This window comes from Streptomyces vilmorinianum, from assembly GCF_005517195.1.
Classification (GTDB): Bacteria; Actinomycetota; Actinomycetes; order Streptomycetales; family Streptomycetaceae; genus Streptomyces; species Streptomyces vilmorinianum.
This window is the reverse complement of record NZ_CP040244.1, coordinates 2,675,498-2,690,943: the sequence shown is the minus strand read 5'-3', so window position 1 is coordinate 2,690,943 and position 15,446 is coordinate 2,675,498. Positions and strand designations below refer to the sequence as shown.

Annotated in this window: 16 protein-coding genes; 3 read left to right on the top strand and 13 right to left on the bottom strand. The window is 70.5% G+C overall.

The features are described 5' to 3' along the window. Positions 1-139: 139 nt before the first annotated feature. The 4 genes from yajC to ruvC all read right to left on the bottom strand — a co-directional run bounded on the left by yajC (position 140) and on the right by ruvC (position 3,299). Positions 140-598, bottom strand: a complete 459-nt coding sequence (gene yajC / locus FDM97_RS12630) for a preprotein translocase subunit YajC (protein ID WP_137990507.1) — start codon at positions 596-598, stop codon at positions 140-142. 165 nt (positions 599-763) lie between these two features. Beyond that, positions 764-1,843: a Holliday junction branch migration DNA helicase RuvB gene (gene ruvB / locus FDM97_RS12625; RefSeq protein WP_137990506.1), complete on the bottom strand. Its 1,080-nt coding sequence runs from the start codon at positions 1,841-1,843 to the stop codon at positions 764-766. Positions 1,844-2,088: 245 nt separating this feature from the next. After that, positions 2,089-2,721 carry a Holliday junction branch migration protein RuvA gene (ruvA, locus tag FDM97_RS12620; RefSeq protein ID WP_137990505.1) on the bottom strand — a complete coding sequence of 211 codons (633 nt, stop codon included), beginning with the start codon at positions 2,719-2,721 and terminating at the stop codon, positions 2,089-2,091. Continuing rightward, a complete protein-coding gene (gene ruvC / locus FDM97_RS12615; protein ID WP_137990504.1) occupies positions 2,718-3,299 on the bottom strand; it encodes a crossover junction endodeoxyribonuclease RuvC in 582 nt (193 codons plus the stop codon). The genes ruvA and ruvC overlap by 4 nt, the downstream gene beginning before the upstream one ends. A 243-nt stretch (positions 3,300-3,542) precedes the next feature. On the opposite strand from ruvC, the gene FDM97_RS12610 reads away from it, so the two are divergent. Beyond that, positions 3,543-3,836, top strand: a complete 294-nt coding sequence (locus FDM97_RS12610) for a hypothetical protein (protein WP_137990503.1) — start codon at positions 3,543-3,545, stop codon at positions 3,834-3,836. A gap of 213 nt (positions 3,837-4,049) precedes the next feature. On the opposite strand, the gene FDM97_RS12605 is transcribed toward FDM97_RS12610, so the two are convergent. The 8 genes from FDM97_RS12605 to pgsA all read right to left on the bottom strand — a co-directional run bounded on the left by FDM97_RS12605 (position 4,050) and on the right by pgsA (position 10,510). Then, the gene (locus tag FDM97_RS12605; protein ID WP_137990502.1) at positions 4,050-4,802 is read right to left on the bottom strand and encodes a YebC/PmpR family DNA-binding transcriptional regulator; all 753 of its coding nucleotides are present in this window, start codon (positions 4,800-4,802) and stop codon (positions 4,050-4,052) included. 62 nt (positions 4,803-4,864) lie between these two features. Then, on the bottom strand, positions 4,865-5,455 hold the full coding sequence (pdxT, locus tag FDM97_RS12600) for a pyridoxal 5'-phosphate synthase glutaminase subunit PdxT (RefSeq protein ID WP_137990501.1): 591 nt from the start codon (positions 5,453-5,455) through the stop codon (positions 4,865-4,867). Between the two features lie 6 nt (positions 5,456-5,461). Further along, the gene (gene pdxS, locus FDM97_RS12595; protein ID WP_242427736.1) at positions 5,462-6,310 is read right to left on the bottom strand and encodes a pyridoxal 5'-phosphate synthase lyase subunit PdxS; all 849 of its coding nucleotides are present in this window, start codon (positions 6,308-6,310) and stop codon (positions 5,462-5,464) included. Positions 6,311-6,489: 179 nt separating this feature from the next. After that, entirely contained in the window at positions 6,490-7,032 is a 543-nt protein-coding gene (locus FDM97_RS12590; RefSeq protein WP_137990499.1) for a hypothetical protein, read from the bottom strand. 11 nt (positions 7,033-7,043) lie between these two features. Then, positions 7,044-7,685 (bottom strand): N-acyl homoserine lactonase family protein, encoded by a 642-nt coding sequence (locus FDM97_RS12585; RefSeq protein WP_137990498.1) that lies wholly within the window; start codon positions 7,683-7,685, stop codon positions 7,044-7,046. 94 nt (positions 7,686-7,779) lie between these two features. Next, positions 7,780-8,940, bottom strand: a complete 1,161-nt coding sequence (locus FDM97_RS12580) for a glycosyltransferase family 4 protein (protein ID WP_137990497.1) — start codon at positions 8,938-8,940, stop codon at positions 7,780-7,782. Then, positions 8,937-9,851 carry a phosphatidylinositol mannoside acyltransferase gene (locus tag FDM97_RS12575; protein ID WP_137990496.1) on the bottom strand — a complete coding sequence of 305 codons (915 nt, stop codon included), beginning with the start codon at positions 9,849-9,851 and terminating at the stop codon, positions 8,937-8,939. Before FDM97_RS12575 ends, FDM97_RS12580 begins: the two co-directional genes overlap by 4 nt. Further along, on the bottom strand, positions 9,848-10,510 hold the full coding sequence (gene pgsA, locus FDM97_RS12570; protein WP_137990495.1) for a phosphatidylinositol phosphate synthase: 663 nt from the start codon (positions 10,508-10,510) through the stop codon (positions 9,848-9,850). Before pgsA ends, FDM97_RS12575 begins: the two co-directional genes overlap by 4 nt. A 251-nt stretch (positions 10,511-10,761) precedes the next feature. Here pgsA and FDM97_RS12565 point away from each other — a divergent pair, with 251 nt between their 5' ends. Further along, complete coding sequence (locus FDM97_RS12565; RefSeq protein ID WP_137990494.1) at positions 10,762-12,969, top strand: elongation factor G-like protein EF-G2; 2,208 nt, start codon at positions 10,762-10,764, stop codon at positions 12,967-12,969. A gap of 184 nt (positions 12,970-13,153) precedes the next feature. After that, positions 13,154-14,812: a hypothetical protein gene (locus FDM97_RS12560; RefSeq protein ID WP_137990493.1), complete on the top strand. Its 1,659-nt coding sequence runs from the start codon at positions 13,154-13,156 to the stop codon at positions 14,810-14,812. A gap of 37 nt (positions 14,813-14,849) precedes the next feature. Here FDM97_RS12560 and FDM97_RS12555 read toward each other — a convergent pair whose 3' ends face one another. After that, positions 14,850-15,422, bottom strand: a complete 573-nt coding sequence (locus FDM97_RS12555) for an HIT family protein (RefSeq protein WP_137990492.1) — start codon at positions 15,420-15,422, stop codon at positions 14,850-14,852. Between the last annotated feature and the right edge of the window lie 24 nt (positions 15,423-15,446).

The following is a 15,446-nucleotide window of genomic DNA, read 5'->3' as shown; positions in this document are numbered from 1 at the left end:
GTTTCTCCCTGTCCAACCGTCCCGCGCCGGGTGTGCGCGGTACGGCCACGAAGTATGTGTGGGGACCCGCCCCCGCAGACGTGGAACCGTGCCGGGGACCGCGGACGCCGGTGGGCGTGCGCGCGGTCCCCGGTGGCGACTACTTGGCCTCGGTCTCGCCGTCGGCCTTGTCGTCCTTCTTGACCTCGACGTCGGCCTCGGCGGCCTCGGCCTTCTTGGTCAGGTTCGGCTTGGCGTCCTCGGAGACCTCGGCGGCCTCGTCCGACTCGGTCAGCGAGGAGGCGTCGTCCGGAACGACGGTGTCGGTGTCCGGCTCGTCACCGTGGACGATGCGGTTGTACTCGTCGTCCGCGAGGACCGCGCCGATGGCGTTCTTCGCGTAGACGGCGTGCACGCCGGGAGCGACCTCGAGGAGGACGGTCTCGTCGCCGATCTCCTTGACGGTGGCGTACATCCCCCCGATCGTGCGCACGCCGGTGCCGGGCTGCATCTCGTCGCGCATCTGCGCGGCCGCCTGCTGCTTCTTCTTCGCAGAGCGGGTCATCAGGAACATGGCCCCGATGAGGACGATGAAGGGGAGGAGGGTCACGATACTCACGGGACGGGTTTCCTTCGCACGGACGCGGAGATCCCGCGGCCTGATCTTCGGGGGTGGGCGTGCCGGCCAGAAAGGTCGGCATCGGCGGAGTCTAGGCGAGTCCGCATCGTTGGAACAACGTCCAGCATCGCACCCTGGTTCCTGCCCCGACGAGTCTCCGCGCCGTCACGCCCTGAAGAGCCCCTGTTGTCCGCTTCCTGGCGCGCCCGGGGCCGCTGCCTGCGGCGGAACGAGTCCGAGGTGTGTCCATGCCGCCGGAGTGGCGACCCGACCACGGGGTGTGCGCGCCAGGAGTCCTTCTCGTACGAGGAAGGGTTCGGCGACCTCCTCGACGGTCTCCCGCTCCTCCCCCACCGCCACCGCGAGGGTCGACAGACCGACCGGGCCGCCGCCGAAGAGCTTGAGCAGGGCCTCCAGGACGGCCCGGTCGAGCCGGTCGAGGCCGCGGCTGTCCACCTCGTAGACGCCGAGCGCGGCAGCGGAGATCTCGCGGGTGATCACGCCGTCGGCCCTGACCTGGGCGTAGTCGCGGACGCGGCGCAGGAGGCGGTTGGCGATGCGGGGGGTGCCGCGGGAGCGGCCGGCGATCTCGGCGGCTCCGGCGGTGTCGATCTCGACGTCGAGGAGTCCGGCGGAGCGGTGGATGACGCGCTCGAGTTCGGCGGGGTCGTAGAACTCCATGTGGCCGGTGAAGCCGAAGCGGTCGCGGAGCGGGGGCGGCAGGAGTCCGGCCCGGGTGGTGGCGCCGACGAGGGTGAAGGGCGGCAGCTCCAGCGGGATGGCGGTGGCGCCGGGGCCCTTGCCGACGATGACGTCGACGCGGAAGTCCTCCATCGCCATGTAGAGCATCTCCTCGGCGGGGCGGGACATGCGGTGGATCTCGTCGAGGAAGAGGATCTCCCCCTCCTGGAGGGAGGAGAGGATCGCGGCCAGGTCGCCGGCGTGCTGGATGGCGGGGCCGGAGGTGATCCGGATCGGGGCGTTCATCTCCGCCGCGATGATCATCGACAGGGTGGTCTTGCCGAGGCCGGGGGCGCCGGAGAGCAGGACGTGATCGGCGGTGGCGCCGCGCTGGCGGGCGGCCTTGAGGACCAGGTCGAGCTGCTGGCGCACCTTCTCCTGCCCGACGAACTCGCTGAGGTCCTTGGGCCGCAGGGCCGCCTCGACGGCCTGGTCGTCGCCCTCGGCGGCGGCACCGACGATGCGCTCCTCGTCGTCCCCGGTGGTCTCGTCGTCCCAGTTCACGGTGTCTGCCTTCGTGGTGTGGTGCGGTGGTCTGTCGGCGGTCGGTCGCGGGCCCTGCGGGGCCTTTCCCCACCCCGCCCCCTTCCCGAACTGGGGCTCCGCCCCAGACCCCGCGCCTCAAGCGCCGGCGGGGCTGAAATTTCGGCCCGTCCGGCGCTTGAGGACACGGCCACAGGCCGTACGGGGGTCCGGGGGCTTGCCCCGGGTTTCAGCAAGGGGCGGGGTGGGGGGCGAGCCCCGCAGGGCTATCTGGCGCGGTTCAAGGTCTGCAGCGCGGCGCGGAGGAGCTGCGGGACCGGGGCCGAGCCGCCGGCGGCGATCGCCGCCTCGGCCTGCGGGGTCACGGCGGAAAGCGCCTCCTCCGCCTCGCGGCTCGCGTAGCCGAGGCCCGTCAAGGCGGCGAACAGCTGCTCGGTCCAGGGGGCGGGTCCCGCGGCCGCGGCACGCTGCGCACCGACCAGGCCGCTGCTGCCCAGCGGGGCGCCGAGCTTGTCCTTCAGCTCGAGGAGCAGCTTCTGCGCGCCCTTCTTGCCGATGCCCGGGACGGCGGTCAGCGCCTTCTCGTCACCGGTGGAGACGGCGAGGCGCAGCGCGTCCGGGGAGTGCACGCCGAGCATCGCCTGGGCCAGCCTCGGTCCGACGCCGCTCGCGGTCTGGAGCAGCTCGAAGACCTGCCGCTCGTCGTCGTCCGCGAATCCGTACAGGGTCAGCGAGTCCTCCCGTACCACCAACGACGTGGCGAGCCGCGCTTCCTGACCGATCCTCAGGTGGGAGAGGGTGTCCGGGGTGCACTGGACGGCCATGCCGATGCCGCCGACTTCGATCACGGCCGTGGTCGGGGCGAGGGCGGCGACGGGGCCGCTCACGAAGGCGATCATGCGGTACGGCCTTTCGGTGTGCGCGGTGCGGGTGATGCATGCGGTAGGCGTGACGCATGCGCGGCCGCGCGGTGGGCGGCGGCGGCCTGCTGGAGACGGTTCTGTGCGGGCGCCCGCCAGATGTGACAGATGGCGAGGGCGAGCGCGTCCGCCGCGTCGGCCGGCTTCGGCGGGGCGGAGAGCCGCAGAAGCCGCGTGACCATCGCGCCGACCTGGGCCTTGTCGGCGCGGCCGCTGCCGGTGACGGCGGCCTTGACCTCGCTGGGGGTGTGCAGGGCGACGGGGATGCCGCGCCGGGACGCGCAGAGCATGGCGACGGCGCTGGCCTGGGCGGTGCCCATCACCGTACGCACGTTGTGCTGGCTGAAGACCCGCTCCACCGCGACCAGTTCGGGTTGGTACTCGTCGATCCAGGCCTCGATGCCCTGTTCGATGAGGACGAGCCGCGCGCCGATCTCCTCGTCCGCGGCGGTGCGTACGACTCCGACGCCGAGCATGGTCAAAGACCGCCCGGCCACGCCGTCGACGACTCCCACGCCGCACCGCGTCAGTCCGGGGTCAACACCCAAGACACGCACAGCTCCTCCATCCTTCGGCAACCGCCTGAAGGCTACCGGCTGCCACTGACACCACGGCCGACGACGCCGGCCGGCGGGCCTGGCGACCCGACGGGGCAGCAACCGAGGGCGGCGTTTCTGCTTTGCCTCCATGATCGACAGTCACTATGATCACCCGAAGTTCGCACGTTTGACCGACGTGTGAACGTTCGATTAGTTCGACCATTTCGACCACACAACTCAGCAGGGGGAAACATGCGTCGCATGTCCAAGATCGGCGTCACGGGCGCCGCGCTCGCTCTCGCCACGGTCGGCCTCAGCTCGCCCGCCCAGGCGGCGACCTCGGAGATCCACCGCGGAAAGACCGGCTGCTTCAGCTGGTCCTGGTCCGAGGGCTGGACCACCACCACGGTCTACTACCGCAACACCTGCTCCTACGAGGCCTCGATCAACATCTGGTGGCAGGACGGCAACACCAGCAGGATGAAGAAGGTCACCGCCAAGGGCGGCGCATCGGGCAGCGTCAAGAACTCGGGCGACTTCAAGCGGATCGACTGACCGTGAGCCCGCATCCCGCTGATCTCTGACGCAGCCGGGATTCCGAAGAGCGGCCCGCCGGTATTCCGGCGGGCCGCTCTTCCATGTGCCGCGGGAACGGGAAGGGGCCCTGGCCTGCGCCTGGGCCTGGGCCCGGGCGGGCCCAGGCCTGAGAAACCGACCGGCCCGACGGAAAGCTCCGTCGGGCCGGTCGTACGCTCGTCAGGTCCGTGATCAGGCGTCGACCTTCTCCATGACCTCGTCGCTGACGTCGAAGTTGGCGAAGACGTTCTGCACGTCGTCGCTGTCCTCCAGCGCGTCGATCAGCTTGAAGATCTTGCGCGCGCCCTCCTCGTCCAGCTCGACCTGCATGGTCGGGACGAAGCTGGAGTCGGCGGAGTCGTAGTCGATACCGGCCTCCTGGAGGGCGGTACGGACGGCGACCATGTCGGTGGCCTCGCTGATGACCTCGAAGCTCTCGCCGAGGTCGTTGACCTCTTCGGCGCCCGCGTCGAGGACGGCGCCGAGGACGTCGTCCTCGGTCAGCTCACCCTTGGGCAGCACGATGACGCCCTTGCGGTTGAACAGGTACGAGACCGAGCCCGGGTCGGCCATGGAGCCGCCGTTGCGGGTCATGGCGACGCGGACGTCGGAGGCGGCACGGTTGCGGTTGTCGGTGAGGCACTCGATGAGCACCGCGACACCGTTGGGGCCGTAGCCCTCGTACATGATCGTCTCGTAGTCGACGCCGCCGGCCTCGAGGCCGCCGCCGCGCTTGACCGCGGAGTCGATGTTCTTGTTCGGGACGGAGCTCTTCTTCGCCTTCTGGATGGCGTCGAAGAGGGTCGGGTTGCCCTCGGGGTCGGCACCGCCGGTGCGGGCGGCGACCTCGATGTTCTTGATCAGCTTCGCGAAGAGCTTGCCGCGCTTGGCGTCGATCACGGCCTTCTTGTGCTTCGTCGTAGCCCATTTAGAGTGGCCGGACATCTGCCTGTCTCCTTCGCGTAACCCATTTCTGAACGAACCCGAGAGATCTTACCGGGACCTCGTCACCGCGCGTCGCGCACCATGTCGACGAACAGGCCGTGCAGGCGGTGGTCGCCGGTGAGCTCGGGGTGGAACGAGGTCGCGAGCGCCCGGCCCTGCCGTACGGCGACGATGTGGCCCTCGTGCTCGGCGAGGATCTCCACCTCCGCGCCGACGGACTCGACCCACGGGGCGCGGATGAAGACGCCCTCGACGGGGCCGTCCTCGATGCCGCTGACGGCGACACCGGCCTCGAAGGACTCGTTCTGCCGCCCGAACGCGTTGCGGCGGACGATCATGTCGATGCCGCCGAAGGTCTCCTGGCCCGAGCGCGGGTCGAGGATCTTGTCGGCGAGCATGATCAGGCCGGCGCAGGTGCCGTACACCGGCATCCCGGCGGCGATGCGCTCGCGCAGCGGCTCCATCAGACCGAAGAGCTCGGCCAGCTTGGAGATGGTGGTGGACTCGCCGCCGGGTATGACGAGGCCGTCGACCTCGGCGAGTTCCTCGGGGCGCCGGACCGGCCTGGCCACGGCGTCAGCCGCGGCCAGGGCGATCAGGTGCTCCCGTACGTCGCCCTGGAGTGCCAGGACACCGATGACGGGTGTGCTCATGAGTGATTACCAGCCGCGGTTGGCGTAGCGCTCGGACTCGGGGAGGGTGTCGCAGTTGATGCCGACCATGGCCTCGCCCAGGTTGCGGGAGGCGTCCGCGATGATCTTCGGGTCGTCGTAGAAGGTGGTGGCCTTCACGATGGCGGCGGCACGCTTGGCCGGGTCGCCCGACTTGAAGATGCCGGAGCCGACGAAGACGCCCTCGGCACCGAGCTGGCGCATCAGCGCGGCGTCGGCCGGGGTGGCGACACCACCGGCGGAGAACAGCACGACCGGCAGCTTGCCGAGCTCGGCGACCTCCTTGACGAGCTCGTACGGGGCGCGGAGCTCCTTGGCGGCGGCGAACAGCTCGTTGTTGTCGAAGCCGCGCAGCTTGGCGATCTCGTTCTTGATCTGGCGCAGGTGGCGGACGGCCTCGACGACGTTGCCGGTGCCGGCCTCGCCCTTGGAGCGGATCATGGCCGCGCCCTCGGCGATGCGGCGCAGGGCCTCGCCCAGGTTGGTGGCGCCACAGACGAAGGGGGTGGTGAAGGCCCACTTGTCGGAGTGGTTGACCTCGTCGGCCGGGGTGAGGACCTCGGACTCGTCGATGTAGTCGACACCGAGGGACTGCAGGACCTGGGCCTCGACGAAGTGGCCGATGCGGGACTTGGCCATGACCGGGATGGAGACCGCGCCGATGATCTCCTCGATCATGTTCGGGTCGGACATACGGGCCACGCCGCCGTCCTTGCGGATGTCGGCGGGGACCCGCTCCAGGGCCATGACGGCCACGGCGCCGGCGTCCTCGGCGATCTTCGCCTGCTCGGCGTTGACCACGTCCATGATCACGCCACCCTTGAGCTGCTCGGCCATGCCGCGCTTGACGCGCGCGGTGCCGGTCTCGGGGGACTGGTTGCTGTTGGGAAGCGTGGTGGACACAGGGACCTCACTCGTGAAAGCGGTGTTGAGACAACAGTGAGGAAACAGGCCACCACCAGTCCACATCAAGGGCCAATAGGGAGCCGGTGGATCGTTTTCGCAGGCTACGGGGCTCAGGCCGGGCGATCGGCAAGGGCCACGGGCGGCTCGTCGTCCATTTCGAAGGCCAGCGGGAACGGGGCGTGACCGGCGAGCCGGAACCAGCGCACCGTGCGGTGGCGACGCAGGGCGCGTGCGGCGCGCACGGCGTCGTTGTGGAACCTGCGGGCCATCGGCACCCTGCGTACGGCCGCCGCGAGCTCTCCCGCGGCCTCCTCGCCGCCGGGGGCCTCCCGTACCGCCTCGACCTGCTCGGGCTCGCCGAACACCGCGCGCAGCGCCTGGCTCAGCTCGCTCTCGGCGACCTCGCGGTGGTCCTCCTCGGCCTGCCGGGCCGCGTGCGCGGCCTCGTAGAGCACGATCGAGGCGGCCGGGTCGAGGATTCCTGAGGTGGCCAGCTCCTGGGCGACCGAGGCCCGGCGCAGCAACTGGGCGTCGAGGGCGGCGCGGGCCGCGTCGATCCGCGCGTGCAGCCGGTCGAGGCGGCCGGCGGTCCAGCTGAGGTACAGGCCGATCGCGATCAGCGCGACGACGGTCCAGATCAGGGTTTCGGTCACGGGCGCACAGGCTACCGTCGCGGGGGCAGCACACCCTCCCAGAGGTCACGGTCGTGGGCGAAGCGGACGTATGCCGTCCGCCCGCGGGCGAGTTCCGCGAGCCGGTCGAGCCAGGGCCGGTACGGAACCCCGAACTCGGCGGCGAAGTCGTAGGCCTGTCCGGCGAGGACGGTGACGTGGTCGCCGTGGTCGATCACGAGGGACTGGTGGCCCTCGGTGTGCCCGGGGGTGGGCACGACGGTGATCCCGGGGGCGATCTCGTACTCGCCGTCGATCTCCTGGTACCGGACGCCGTCGAGCAGCCGGTCGAGGGTGTAGTCGCCGGCCCGTGCGGTGGCGAGTTCCTTGCGCTGGACGAGGACGGGGGTGTCGGGGAAGAGCTGGTTGCCGCCGATGTGGTCGAAGTGGAGGTGGCAGTTGACGACGAGATCGACGTCCTCGGGACTGACGGTCAGCGCTCTGCGCCGCGGCTGATAGTGCGCGTCGGTCTCGGGGGAGCCTGTCCCGATCCCCGTGTCGAAGACGAGGGTGCCGCCCTCGTGGCGTACGAGGTACGCGAGGACCGGCTCCACGCGCGCGTGGGGCCCGCCCCACTCCTCGGCGGGCCGTACGAAGTACCCAAGGTCCAGGAGCTGAACGGTCGTTGAGGTCACCCCTCAAGCCTGCCAGGCACCCACCCTGAACTGACCCTGAACGGGCCGCCCTCGTGGGTTGGGGGGGAGCCCAGGTCCGCCGCCCGCGCAAGGGCTAGTCCCGCGCGAGCCCCAACCTCGCCCGCAGGCCGACGCGTTCGTCCGTCGCCACCGATGCCGCGCCGTCCGTCACCGTCTCGTAGACCGCGAGGATGTCCGCACCCACGGTCGACCAGTCGAAGCGCCGCACATGCGCGCTGCCCCGCTTGCTCAGCTCCGCCCGCCGGGCCTCGTCGCCGAGGAGCCGGATCGCCGCGTCCGCGAGCGCGTCCGCGTCCTCGTTGGCGAACAGCTCGCCCGCCGCGCCCTGGTCCAGGACCTGTGCGAAGGCGTCCAGGTCCGAGGCGAGGACCGGCGCGCCCGCCGACAGCGCCTCGACCAGGATGATCCCGAAGCTCTCGCCGCCGGTGTTCGGCGCCACGTAGACGTCGACGCTGCGCAGCAGCCGCGCCTTGTCCTCGTCGCTGACCATCCCGAGGAACTCGACCCGGGAGCGCATCTCGGGCGGCAGCGAGGCCACCGCCTCCTCCTCGTCGCCGCGCCCGGCGACCAGGAGCCGTGTCCCGGGCCGCTCCGCGAGGATCTTCGGCAGCGCCTTCATCAGGACCGGGAGGCCCTTCCTCGGCTCGTCGATCCGCCCGATGAACCCCAGAGTGCCCCCCTGCCACTCCGCCTTCGACTCGGCCCGCGCGAAGAAGTCGACGTCGACACCGTTGGGGATGACCACCGCGTCGCCGCCCAGGTGCTCGACCAGGGTCCGTCGCGCGTACTCGCTCACCGCGATCCGCGCGCTGATCTTCTCCAGCGCGGGCTGCAGGATCGGGTACGCGGCGATCATCGCCCGCGAGCGCGGGTTCGAGGTGTGGAAGGTGGCGACGATCGGCCCCTGCGCCGCCCAGCAGCTCAGCAGGCCGAGCGAGGGGGAGGCCGGCTCGTGGATGTGGATGACGTCGAACGTGCCTTCGTGCAGCCAGCGCCGTACCCGCGCCGCCGACAGGAAGCCGAAGTTCAGCCGGGCCACGGAGCCGTTGTACGGCACCGGCACGGCGCGTCCCGCCGAGACGACGTACGCCGGCAGGGGCGTCTCGTCGTCGGCGGGGGCGAGCACCGACACCTCGTGCCCCAGCCTGATCAGATGCTCGGCGAGATCCCGGATGTGGAACTGGACGCCGCCCGGCACGTCCCAGGAGTACGGGCAGACGATCCCGATTCTCACGGCCGCCGCTCCTCCAGGTCCTTCAACCACAGTCGTTGCAGCATGTGCCAGTCCTCCGGGTGGTCCGCGATGCCGGTGGCGAAGACGTCCGCCAGCGCCTGTGTCATCACAGACGTCTTCTCGGCCCGCGTACCTGTCTCGGGTACGTCGACGGGCGGGTGCACCCGCCCCTTCATGACCGGGCTGTCGTCGTACCAGAGCGTCACGGGCAGCAGCAGCGCGCCCGTCTGCTGGGCGAGCAGCGCCGGACCGGCCGGCATCCGGGCCGTCTCGCCGAAGAAGGTGACCTCGGTGCCGGAGGCCGACAGGTCGCGGTCCGCGACCAGGCAGATCAGGCCACCGTCGCGCAGCCGACGCGCGAGCGTCCCGAAGGCGGTGCCGCCGGAGTGCGGCAGGACCTCCATGCCGAGGGACTCGCGGTAGGCGACGAACCGGTCGTAGAGCGTCTCCGGCTTGAGCCGCTCGGCGACCGTCGTGAAGGGCACGCCGAGCGAGCGGGTCACCCACACGCCCGCGAGGTCCCAGTTGGCCAGGTGCGGCAGGGCGAGTATGACGCCGCGCCCCGAGGCGAGACCGTCCTTCAGGTAGTGGACGTCCTTGACGTCGAAGCCGCCGTCGACCCGTTCCTTGCTCCAGGTCGGCAGCCGGAAGGACTCCATCCAGTACCGCATGTAGGAGCGCATCCCGGCCTTCGACAGCTCGGCGAGCCGCTCGGGCGTGGCGTCGGGCACCACGCGCGCGAGGTTGGACTCCAGGCGCTGGACGCTCTTGCCGCGCCGTTTCCAGGCGATGTCGGCGATCCGCCGCCCGAGCCCGGCCGCGACCGGCTCCGGCAGCTTCTTCACCGTCGCCCAGCCGAGCCCGTACAGGCTGTCGGTCAGCCGGTCCCGCAGCTCGCTCGCCTCAGTCATGACGTCGCCTCGTTCCCCCGTGCGGCGGCCGCGTCCGCCTCCGCCGACTCCCGTCGTACCGTGACCACCCGCTGTCCCAGCGTCACCGCGGAGCCCACGGCGACGATCCACAGCGCGATCGGCAACAGGACGTCGACCCCGGGTACGCCGAAGGCGTGGAGTCCGGCGAGGCCGGCGGCGACCAGCGAGATCACGAGCCGCTCGGCCCGTTCGACCAGGCCGTTGACCGCGACCGGCAGGCCAATCGATTCGCCTCGTGCCTTGGTGTACGAGACGACCTGACCGCTGGCCAGGCAGAAGATGGAGACGGCGCACAGCACGTTGTCGTTGCCGGTACCCGCGTACCAGAGCGCGAAGCCACCGAAGATGGCGCCGTCGGCGACCCGGTCGAGGGTCGAGTCGAGGAACGCGCCCCAGCGGCTGGAGATGCCGGCCTGCCGGGCCATGTTGCCGTCGACGAGATCGGAGAAGACGAAGAGGGTGATGACGATCGTGCCCCAGAAGAACTCTCCCCTGGGGAAGAAGACCAGCGCACCCGCCATCACTCCGGCCGTGCCGATGAGCGTGACCGCGTCGGGGCTGACACCCCGGCGGAGCAGAAACGCGGCGAACGGTGTGAGGACACGCGTAAAAAATGCACGCGCGTACTTGTTCAGCATGGCCTTCCCGAGGTTCGGTGGGCCGCGGTCCCTACGACCACCGGCTCGCCCATCGTAGCCAGGACCACCCCGCCGCCATGCCGGGCACCCGCCCCGCCGCGTCGTGTACGACGTATGGACGCACTCTGACGTCGGTGCAAAGCTCGAAGGACCACCGCGGGCATCGCCGGAGCTGCACGCGATCGCCTTTCCGCGCCGACTCCCCCGCGCCCGCGCCCCGCCTCACCGTGCAAGCGATCGGGAGGAACATCATGGGCGACAAGGCGAACACACACTCCGGAGCCGCCGGCAGGGCTCCAACGGCCGACCGGCCCTCGGCCGTACGGAACGTGGTGCTGGTCGGCCACAGCGGATCGGGAAAGACGACACTCGTCGAGGCGCTGGCCCTGACCGCGGGGGCGGTCAACCGGGCCGGGCGCGTCGAGGACGGCGGCACCCTCTCCGACTACGACGAGATCGAGCACCGCCAGCAACGTTCCGTACAGCTCTCCCTCGTCCCGCTCGAATGGGACGGGTACAAGATCAATCTCCTCGACACTCCCGGATACGCCGACTTCGTCGGGGAGCTCAGGGCCGGTCTGCGCGCCGCGGACGCGGCCCTTTTCGTCGTCTCGGCAGCTCAGGAGGCCGACGCGATCGCCGGCTCGACCCGCATGGTCTGGGAGGAGTGCGCGGCCGTCGGCATGCCGCGCGCCATCGTCGTCACCCACCTGGACACGGCCCGCACCGGCTTCGACGAGCTGACCTCCGTCTGCTCCGCCATCTTCGGCGGCGACGATCCCGACGCCGTACTCCCCCTCTATCTGCCCGTCCACGGCGCCGAGGCGCCGGACGGGCATGCCCCGGCCACCGGACTGGTCGGTCTGCTCTCGGAGCGGATCTTCGACTACTCCACGGGCGTACGGCAGGAGAATCCGCCGGACGAAGAGCAACGGGCGCTGATCGCGGAGGCCCGCGGCCGGCTGATCGAGGGGATCATCGCCGAGAGCGAGGACGAGACCCTCATGGACCGCTATCTCGGCGGCGAGGAGATCGACATCAAGTCGCTGATCGACGATCTGGAGACGGCCGTCGCCCGCGGCACCTTCCATCCGGTGCTGGCCGCGGCTCCGGCATCGGACGGCGGGAAGCAGGGGCTCGGCACCGTCGAGCTGCTTGAGCTGATCACCGGCGGCTTCCCGACGCCGCTGGAGCGCGAGGCGCCCGCCGTGACCACGCCGGACGGCGTTCCGCGGCCGGCGGTCACCTGCGATCCGGAGGGCCCGCTGGTCGCCGAGGTCGTCAAGACCGCCTCCGACCCGTACGTCGGCCGGATCTCGCTGGTCCGGGTCTTCTCCGGCACCCTGCGTCCCGACGAGACCGTCCATGTCTCGGGGCACGGACTGACCGACCGCGGTCACGAGGACCACGACGTCGACGAGCGGATCGGTGCGCTGACCTCCCCCTTCGGCAAGCAGCAGCGCACGCTCAACCGGTGCATCGCGGGCGACCTCGCCTGTGTCGGCAAGCTCGGCCGCGCGGAGACCGGCGACACCCTCTCCGCCAAGGACGATCCGCTCCTGATGGAGCCGTGGACGATGCCCGATCCGCTGCTCCCGCTCGCGATCGAGGCCCACAGCAAGGCCGACGAGGACCGGCTCTCCCAGGGCCTGGCCCGGCTCGTCGCCGAGGACCCCACCATGCGTCTGGAGCAGAACCAGGACACGCACCAGGTCGTCCTGTGGTGCCTGGGCGAGGCGCATATGGACGTGGCCCTGGAGCGGCTGCGCAAGCGGTACGGGGTGCAGGTCGACGCGGTCCCGCACAAGGTGTCGCTCCGCGAGACCTTCGGCGGACCGTCGGCCGGGCGGGGCCGGCACGTCAAACAGTCCGGCGGCCACGGCCAGTACGCGATCTGCGAGATCGACGTCGAGCCCCTGCCCCCGGGCAGCGGCATCGAGTTCGCCGACAAGGTGGTGGGCGGGGCCGTCCCGCGCCAGTTCATCCCCTCCGTCGAGAAGGGGGTACGGGCCCAGGCCGCGCGCGGGGTCGCCGCCGGATACCCGCTGGTCGACGTACGCATCACGTTGCGCGACGGCAAGGCCCACTCGGTCGACTCCTCCGACGCGGCCTTCCAGACGGCGGGCGCCCTGGCGCTGCGCGAGGCGGCCGCCGACGCGAGCATCCAGCTCCTGGAGCCGGTCGCCGAGGTCCAGGTCCTCGTCCCCGACGAGTACGTGGGCCCGGTGATGAGCGATCTGTCCGGGCGGCGCGGCCGCGTCGTCGGCACCGAACAGGCGGGCCCCGGCCGGACGTTGGTGCGAGCCGAGGTCCCGGAGATCGAGATCGGCCGGTACGCGGTCGACCTCCGTTCCATCTCGCACGGAACCGGCCGTTTCGACCGCACGTACGCCCGTCATGAGGCGATGCCGCCCCACCTCGCGGAGAAGATCCGCGAACAGGCGGAGAAGGGGTCCTAGCCTCCTCGTCCCCTGCGGAACGCCGCCCGTCCGACTCCCCTCCGACGGGCGGCATCCGGCCGACTCGTGACGCATCCACCGGTACCCGGTTACGCTGTGGTGCCCAGCTCAGCAGGTGTGCGGGGCGCGGTAGTTGGGAACAGGCCGCAGAGGGATACGCGGTGAACCACGCGGGCACGCGGCGATGGGGGCATCAGTGACGATCGGCAGTTTCGGACCCGGGGCTCAGATTCCCCTCCAGGGCTCGGACGGACAGACGGCGGCGACGCATGCCCTCGCCTCCGCCGCGTACCGCGACGGCGACGTCAAGGCGATCCTGGACGCCAACAACGACTGGCACAAGTCCAAGGTCACGGAAGGCAAGTGGAACAAGCTCTTCCGTCCGGACCTCGGTGAGGCCTTCTCGCGGGCGGTGCAGGTGCGCATGCTCGGCGGCGCCCGCAAGGCGCTCATCCAGTCCTTCGGCACCGAGCCGCAGCCCGTGGTCGAGCACTGTCTGGCGGCCACGCGCATCCGCAAGCAGCGTGACACCAAGCTGACGCTGATCACCTTGGTCTTCGGCATCCTCTTCCTGCCCGGCCTGCTGCTCTGGCTCGGCGTCATCCAGCTGCGCCGCTTCGTCGCCGGCACGGAGAACAAGCGCACCAGCGCCGTGGGTACCGCGCTTCTCGTCGGCGCCGGCCTGCTCGCCGTCGTCGTCCTGCTCAAGCTTCCGGTCGACGGGGTGCTCTCGATCTACCTCCGGGCGATGATCGTGGCCCCGGTCGCCGGCTGGTTCCTCGCCAAGCGGGCCTGCGAGACCACGGCCAGGGATCTGCGTGAGCGCTGGTCCTCCCTGCTCAGCGGCGGCGGCATCGGCGCCAAGATCCCCGAGGCGGTCCCCCAGGACCCGGGCGAGAAGGCCGCCGAGGACCTGCGCCAGAACCTGGAGAAGCTGACGGCGGAGCAGCAGTCCAACATCGTCTTCTACGCGGGCCCCAAGGGAATACTGGGCATGGGCACGCGCTGGGGCAGCTGGACGCTCGCCGAGGAGCTGGTCCCCAAGGAGGGCAACGAGATCCACGACTTCCGCGCCTGGGACGTCGTACGGAAGATCCACGATCAGCTCACGCTCCTGGAGCGCGGCTCCCTCAAGACCGGTTTCCCCAAGCCGACCGTCAAGCACTGGATCGTCTCCCCCGTCGGCGAGGGCGCCGACGAGGTCGCCCGCCCCGAGGGCGAGAACATCGTGCACTTCCAGGTGAAGCCGCACGAGATACAGCGCATCTGCAACGACCAGCAGTTCGGCAGCGGCAACCGCCACTACCTGGGCGTGCAGTTCACGCTCTGGGACGGCCAGCTGGTCCTGACCATGATGATCACGGTCACCTCACTGCTGCACACGCTGCGGGTCGAGGTCACCGGCCACGCCCTGGGCCCGGTCCACTCCCTCTTCACCACCAAGCCCAAGGCGAAGACCAAGGAGGTCAACAAGACCGTCCGGTTCTGGGAGACCAGGGAGATCCAGCTGCCGCTCGTCGACACCGACGAGGTGGTCCGCCTCGCGGTCCGCGCCCCGCTGACCTGGTTCCCGCCGATCCTGGACTTCCTCGGCGGCAAGCTCGTCCTGCCCGAGCCCTTCGGCCTGCGGCACGCCTGGGCCGCACAGCCCTGGCGGCACCGCTTCATGGCCGACGACGCCATCCGCACGGCGACGCCTGTGATGCGCGCCGTCCACGCCGCGACCATCCAGGTACTCGACGAACACGGCGTGGACACGGAGCGCTTCACCAACCGCTCGCTGATCCTGAGCGGCGCCATCCAGGACCCGGGCCCGAAGAAGGCCGACGTCTACGACGCGTAGCGGTCGGACGCCGAGCGGGCGGGCGGACGCGAAGCGGTTACGCGAGGCTCGACGACGCCGGCCAGGCGTCGGCGAGCATCTTGCGGGTGTCGGCGAGAAGCTGCGGCAGCACCTTCGTATGGCCGACGACCGGCATGAAGTTGGTGTCGCCGCCCCAGCGCGGCACCACGTGCTGGTGCAGATGGGCGGCGATGCCGGCACCGGCGACCGCGCCCTGGTTCATGCCGATGTTGAAGCCGTGCGCACCGGACGCCGTCCGCAGCGCGATCATGGCGCGCTTGGTGAACTCGCCGAGCTCGGCCGTCTCCGCCTCGTTCAGATCCGTGTAGTCGGCGACATGACGGTAGGGCACCACCATCAGGTGTCCGCCGTTGTACGGGTAGAGGTTCAGCACGGAGTACACGTGCTCGCCACGCGCTATCACGAGCCCGTCCTCGTCCGACTTCGCCGGAATCGTGCAGAACGGGCAGCCGTCCTCGGCACCCGGCCCGGTCGGCTTGTTCTCGCCCTGGATGTACGCCATCCGGTGAGGCGTCCACAGGCGCTGGAACGCGTCCTGCGTCCCCACTCCGATCTGCTGCTCCGGCTCAGTCGTCATGCTGTGCAGCATATTGCTTCGCCCGTTCGGACCGTG

Bases quoted from the DNA above. Each gene is read 5' to 3' on its own strand.
- ruvA (WP_137990505.1), bottom strand. From the start codon at position 2,721: ATGATCGCCTTCGTGAGCGGCCCCGTCGCCGCCCTCGCCCCGACCACG.
- FDM97_RS12610 (WP_137990503.1), top strand. From the start codon at position 3,543: ATGTCCAAGATCGGCGTCACGGGCGCCGCGCTCGCTCTCGCCACGGTC.
- FDM97_RS12605 (WP_137990502.1), bottom strand. From the start codon at position 4,802: ATGTCCGGCCACTCTAAATGGGCTACGACGAAGCACAAGAAGGCCGTG.
- pdxT (WP_137990501.1), bottom strand. From the start codon at position 5,455: ATGAGCACACCCGTCATCGGTGTCCTGGCACTCCAGGGCGACGTACGG.
- pdxS (WP_242427736.1), bottom strand. From the start codon at position 6,310: ATGGCCGAGCAGCTCAAGGGTGGCGTGATCATGGACGTGGTCAACGCC.
- FDM97_RS12575 (WP_137990496.1), bottom strand. From the start codon at position 9,851: ATGACTGAGGCGAGCGAGCTGCGGGACCGGCTGACCGACAGCCTGTAC.
- pgsA (WP_137990495.1), bottom strand. From the start codon at position 10,510: ATGCTGAACAAGTACGCGCGTGCATTTTTTACGCGTGTCCTCACACCG.
- FDM97_RS12565 (WP_137990494.1), top strand. From the start codon at position 10,762: ATGGGCGACAAGGCGAACACACACTCCGGAGCCGCCGGCAGGGCTCCA.
- FDM97_RS12560 (WP_137990493.1), top strand. From the start codon at position 13,154: ATGGGGGCATCAGTGACGATCGGCAGTTTCGGACCCGGGGCTCAGATT.
- FDM97_RS12555 (WP_137990492.1), bottom strand. From the start codon at position 15,422: ATGCTGCACAGCATGACGACTGAGCCGGAGCAGCAGATCGGAGTGGGG.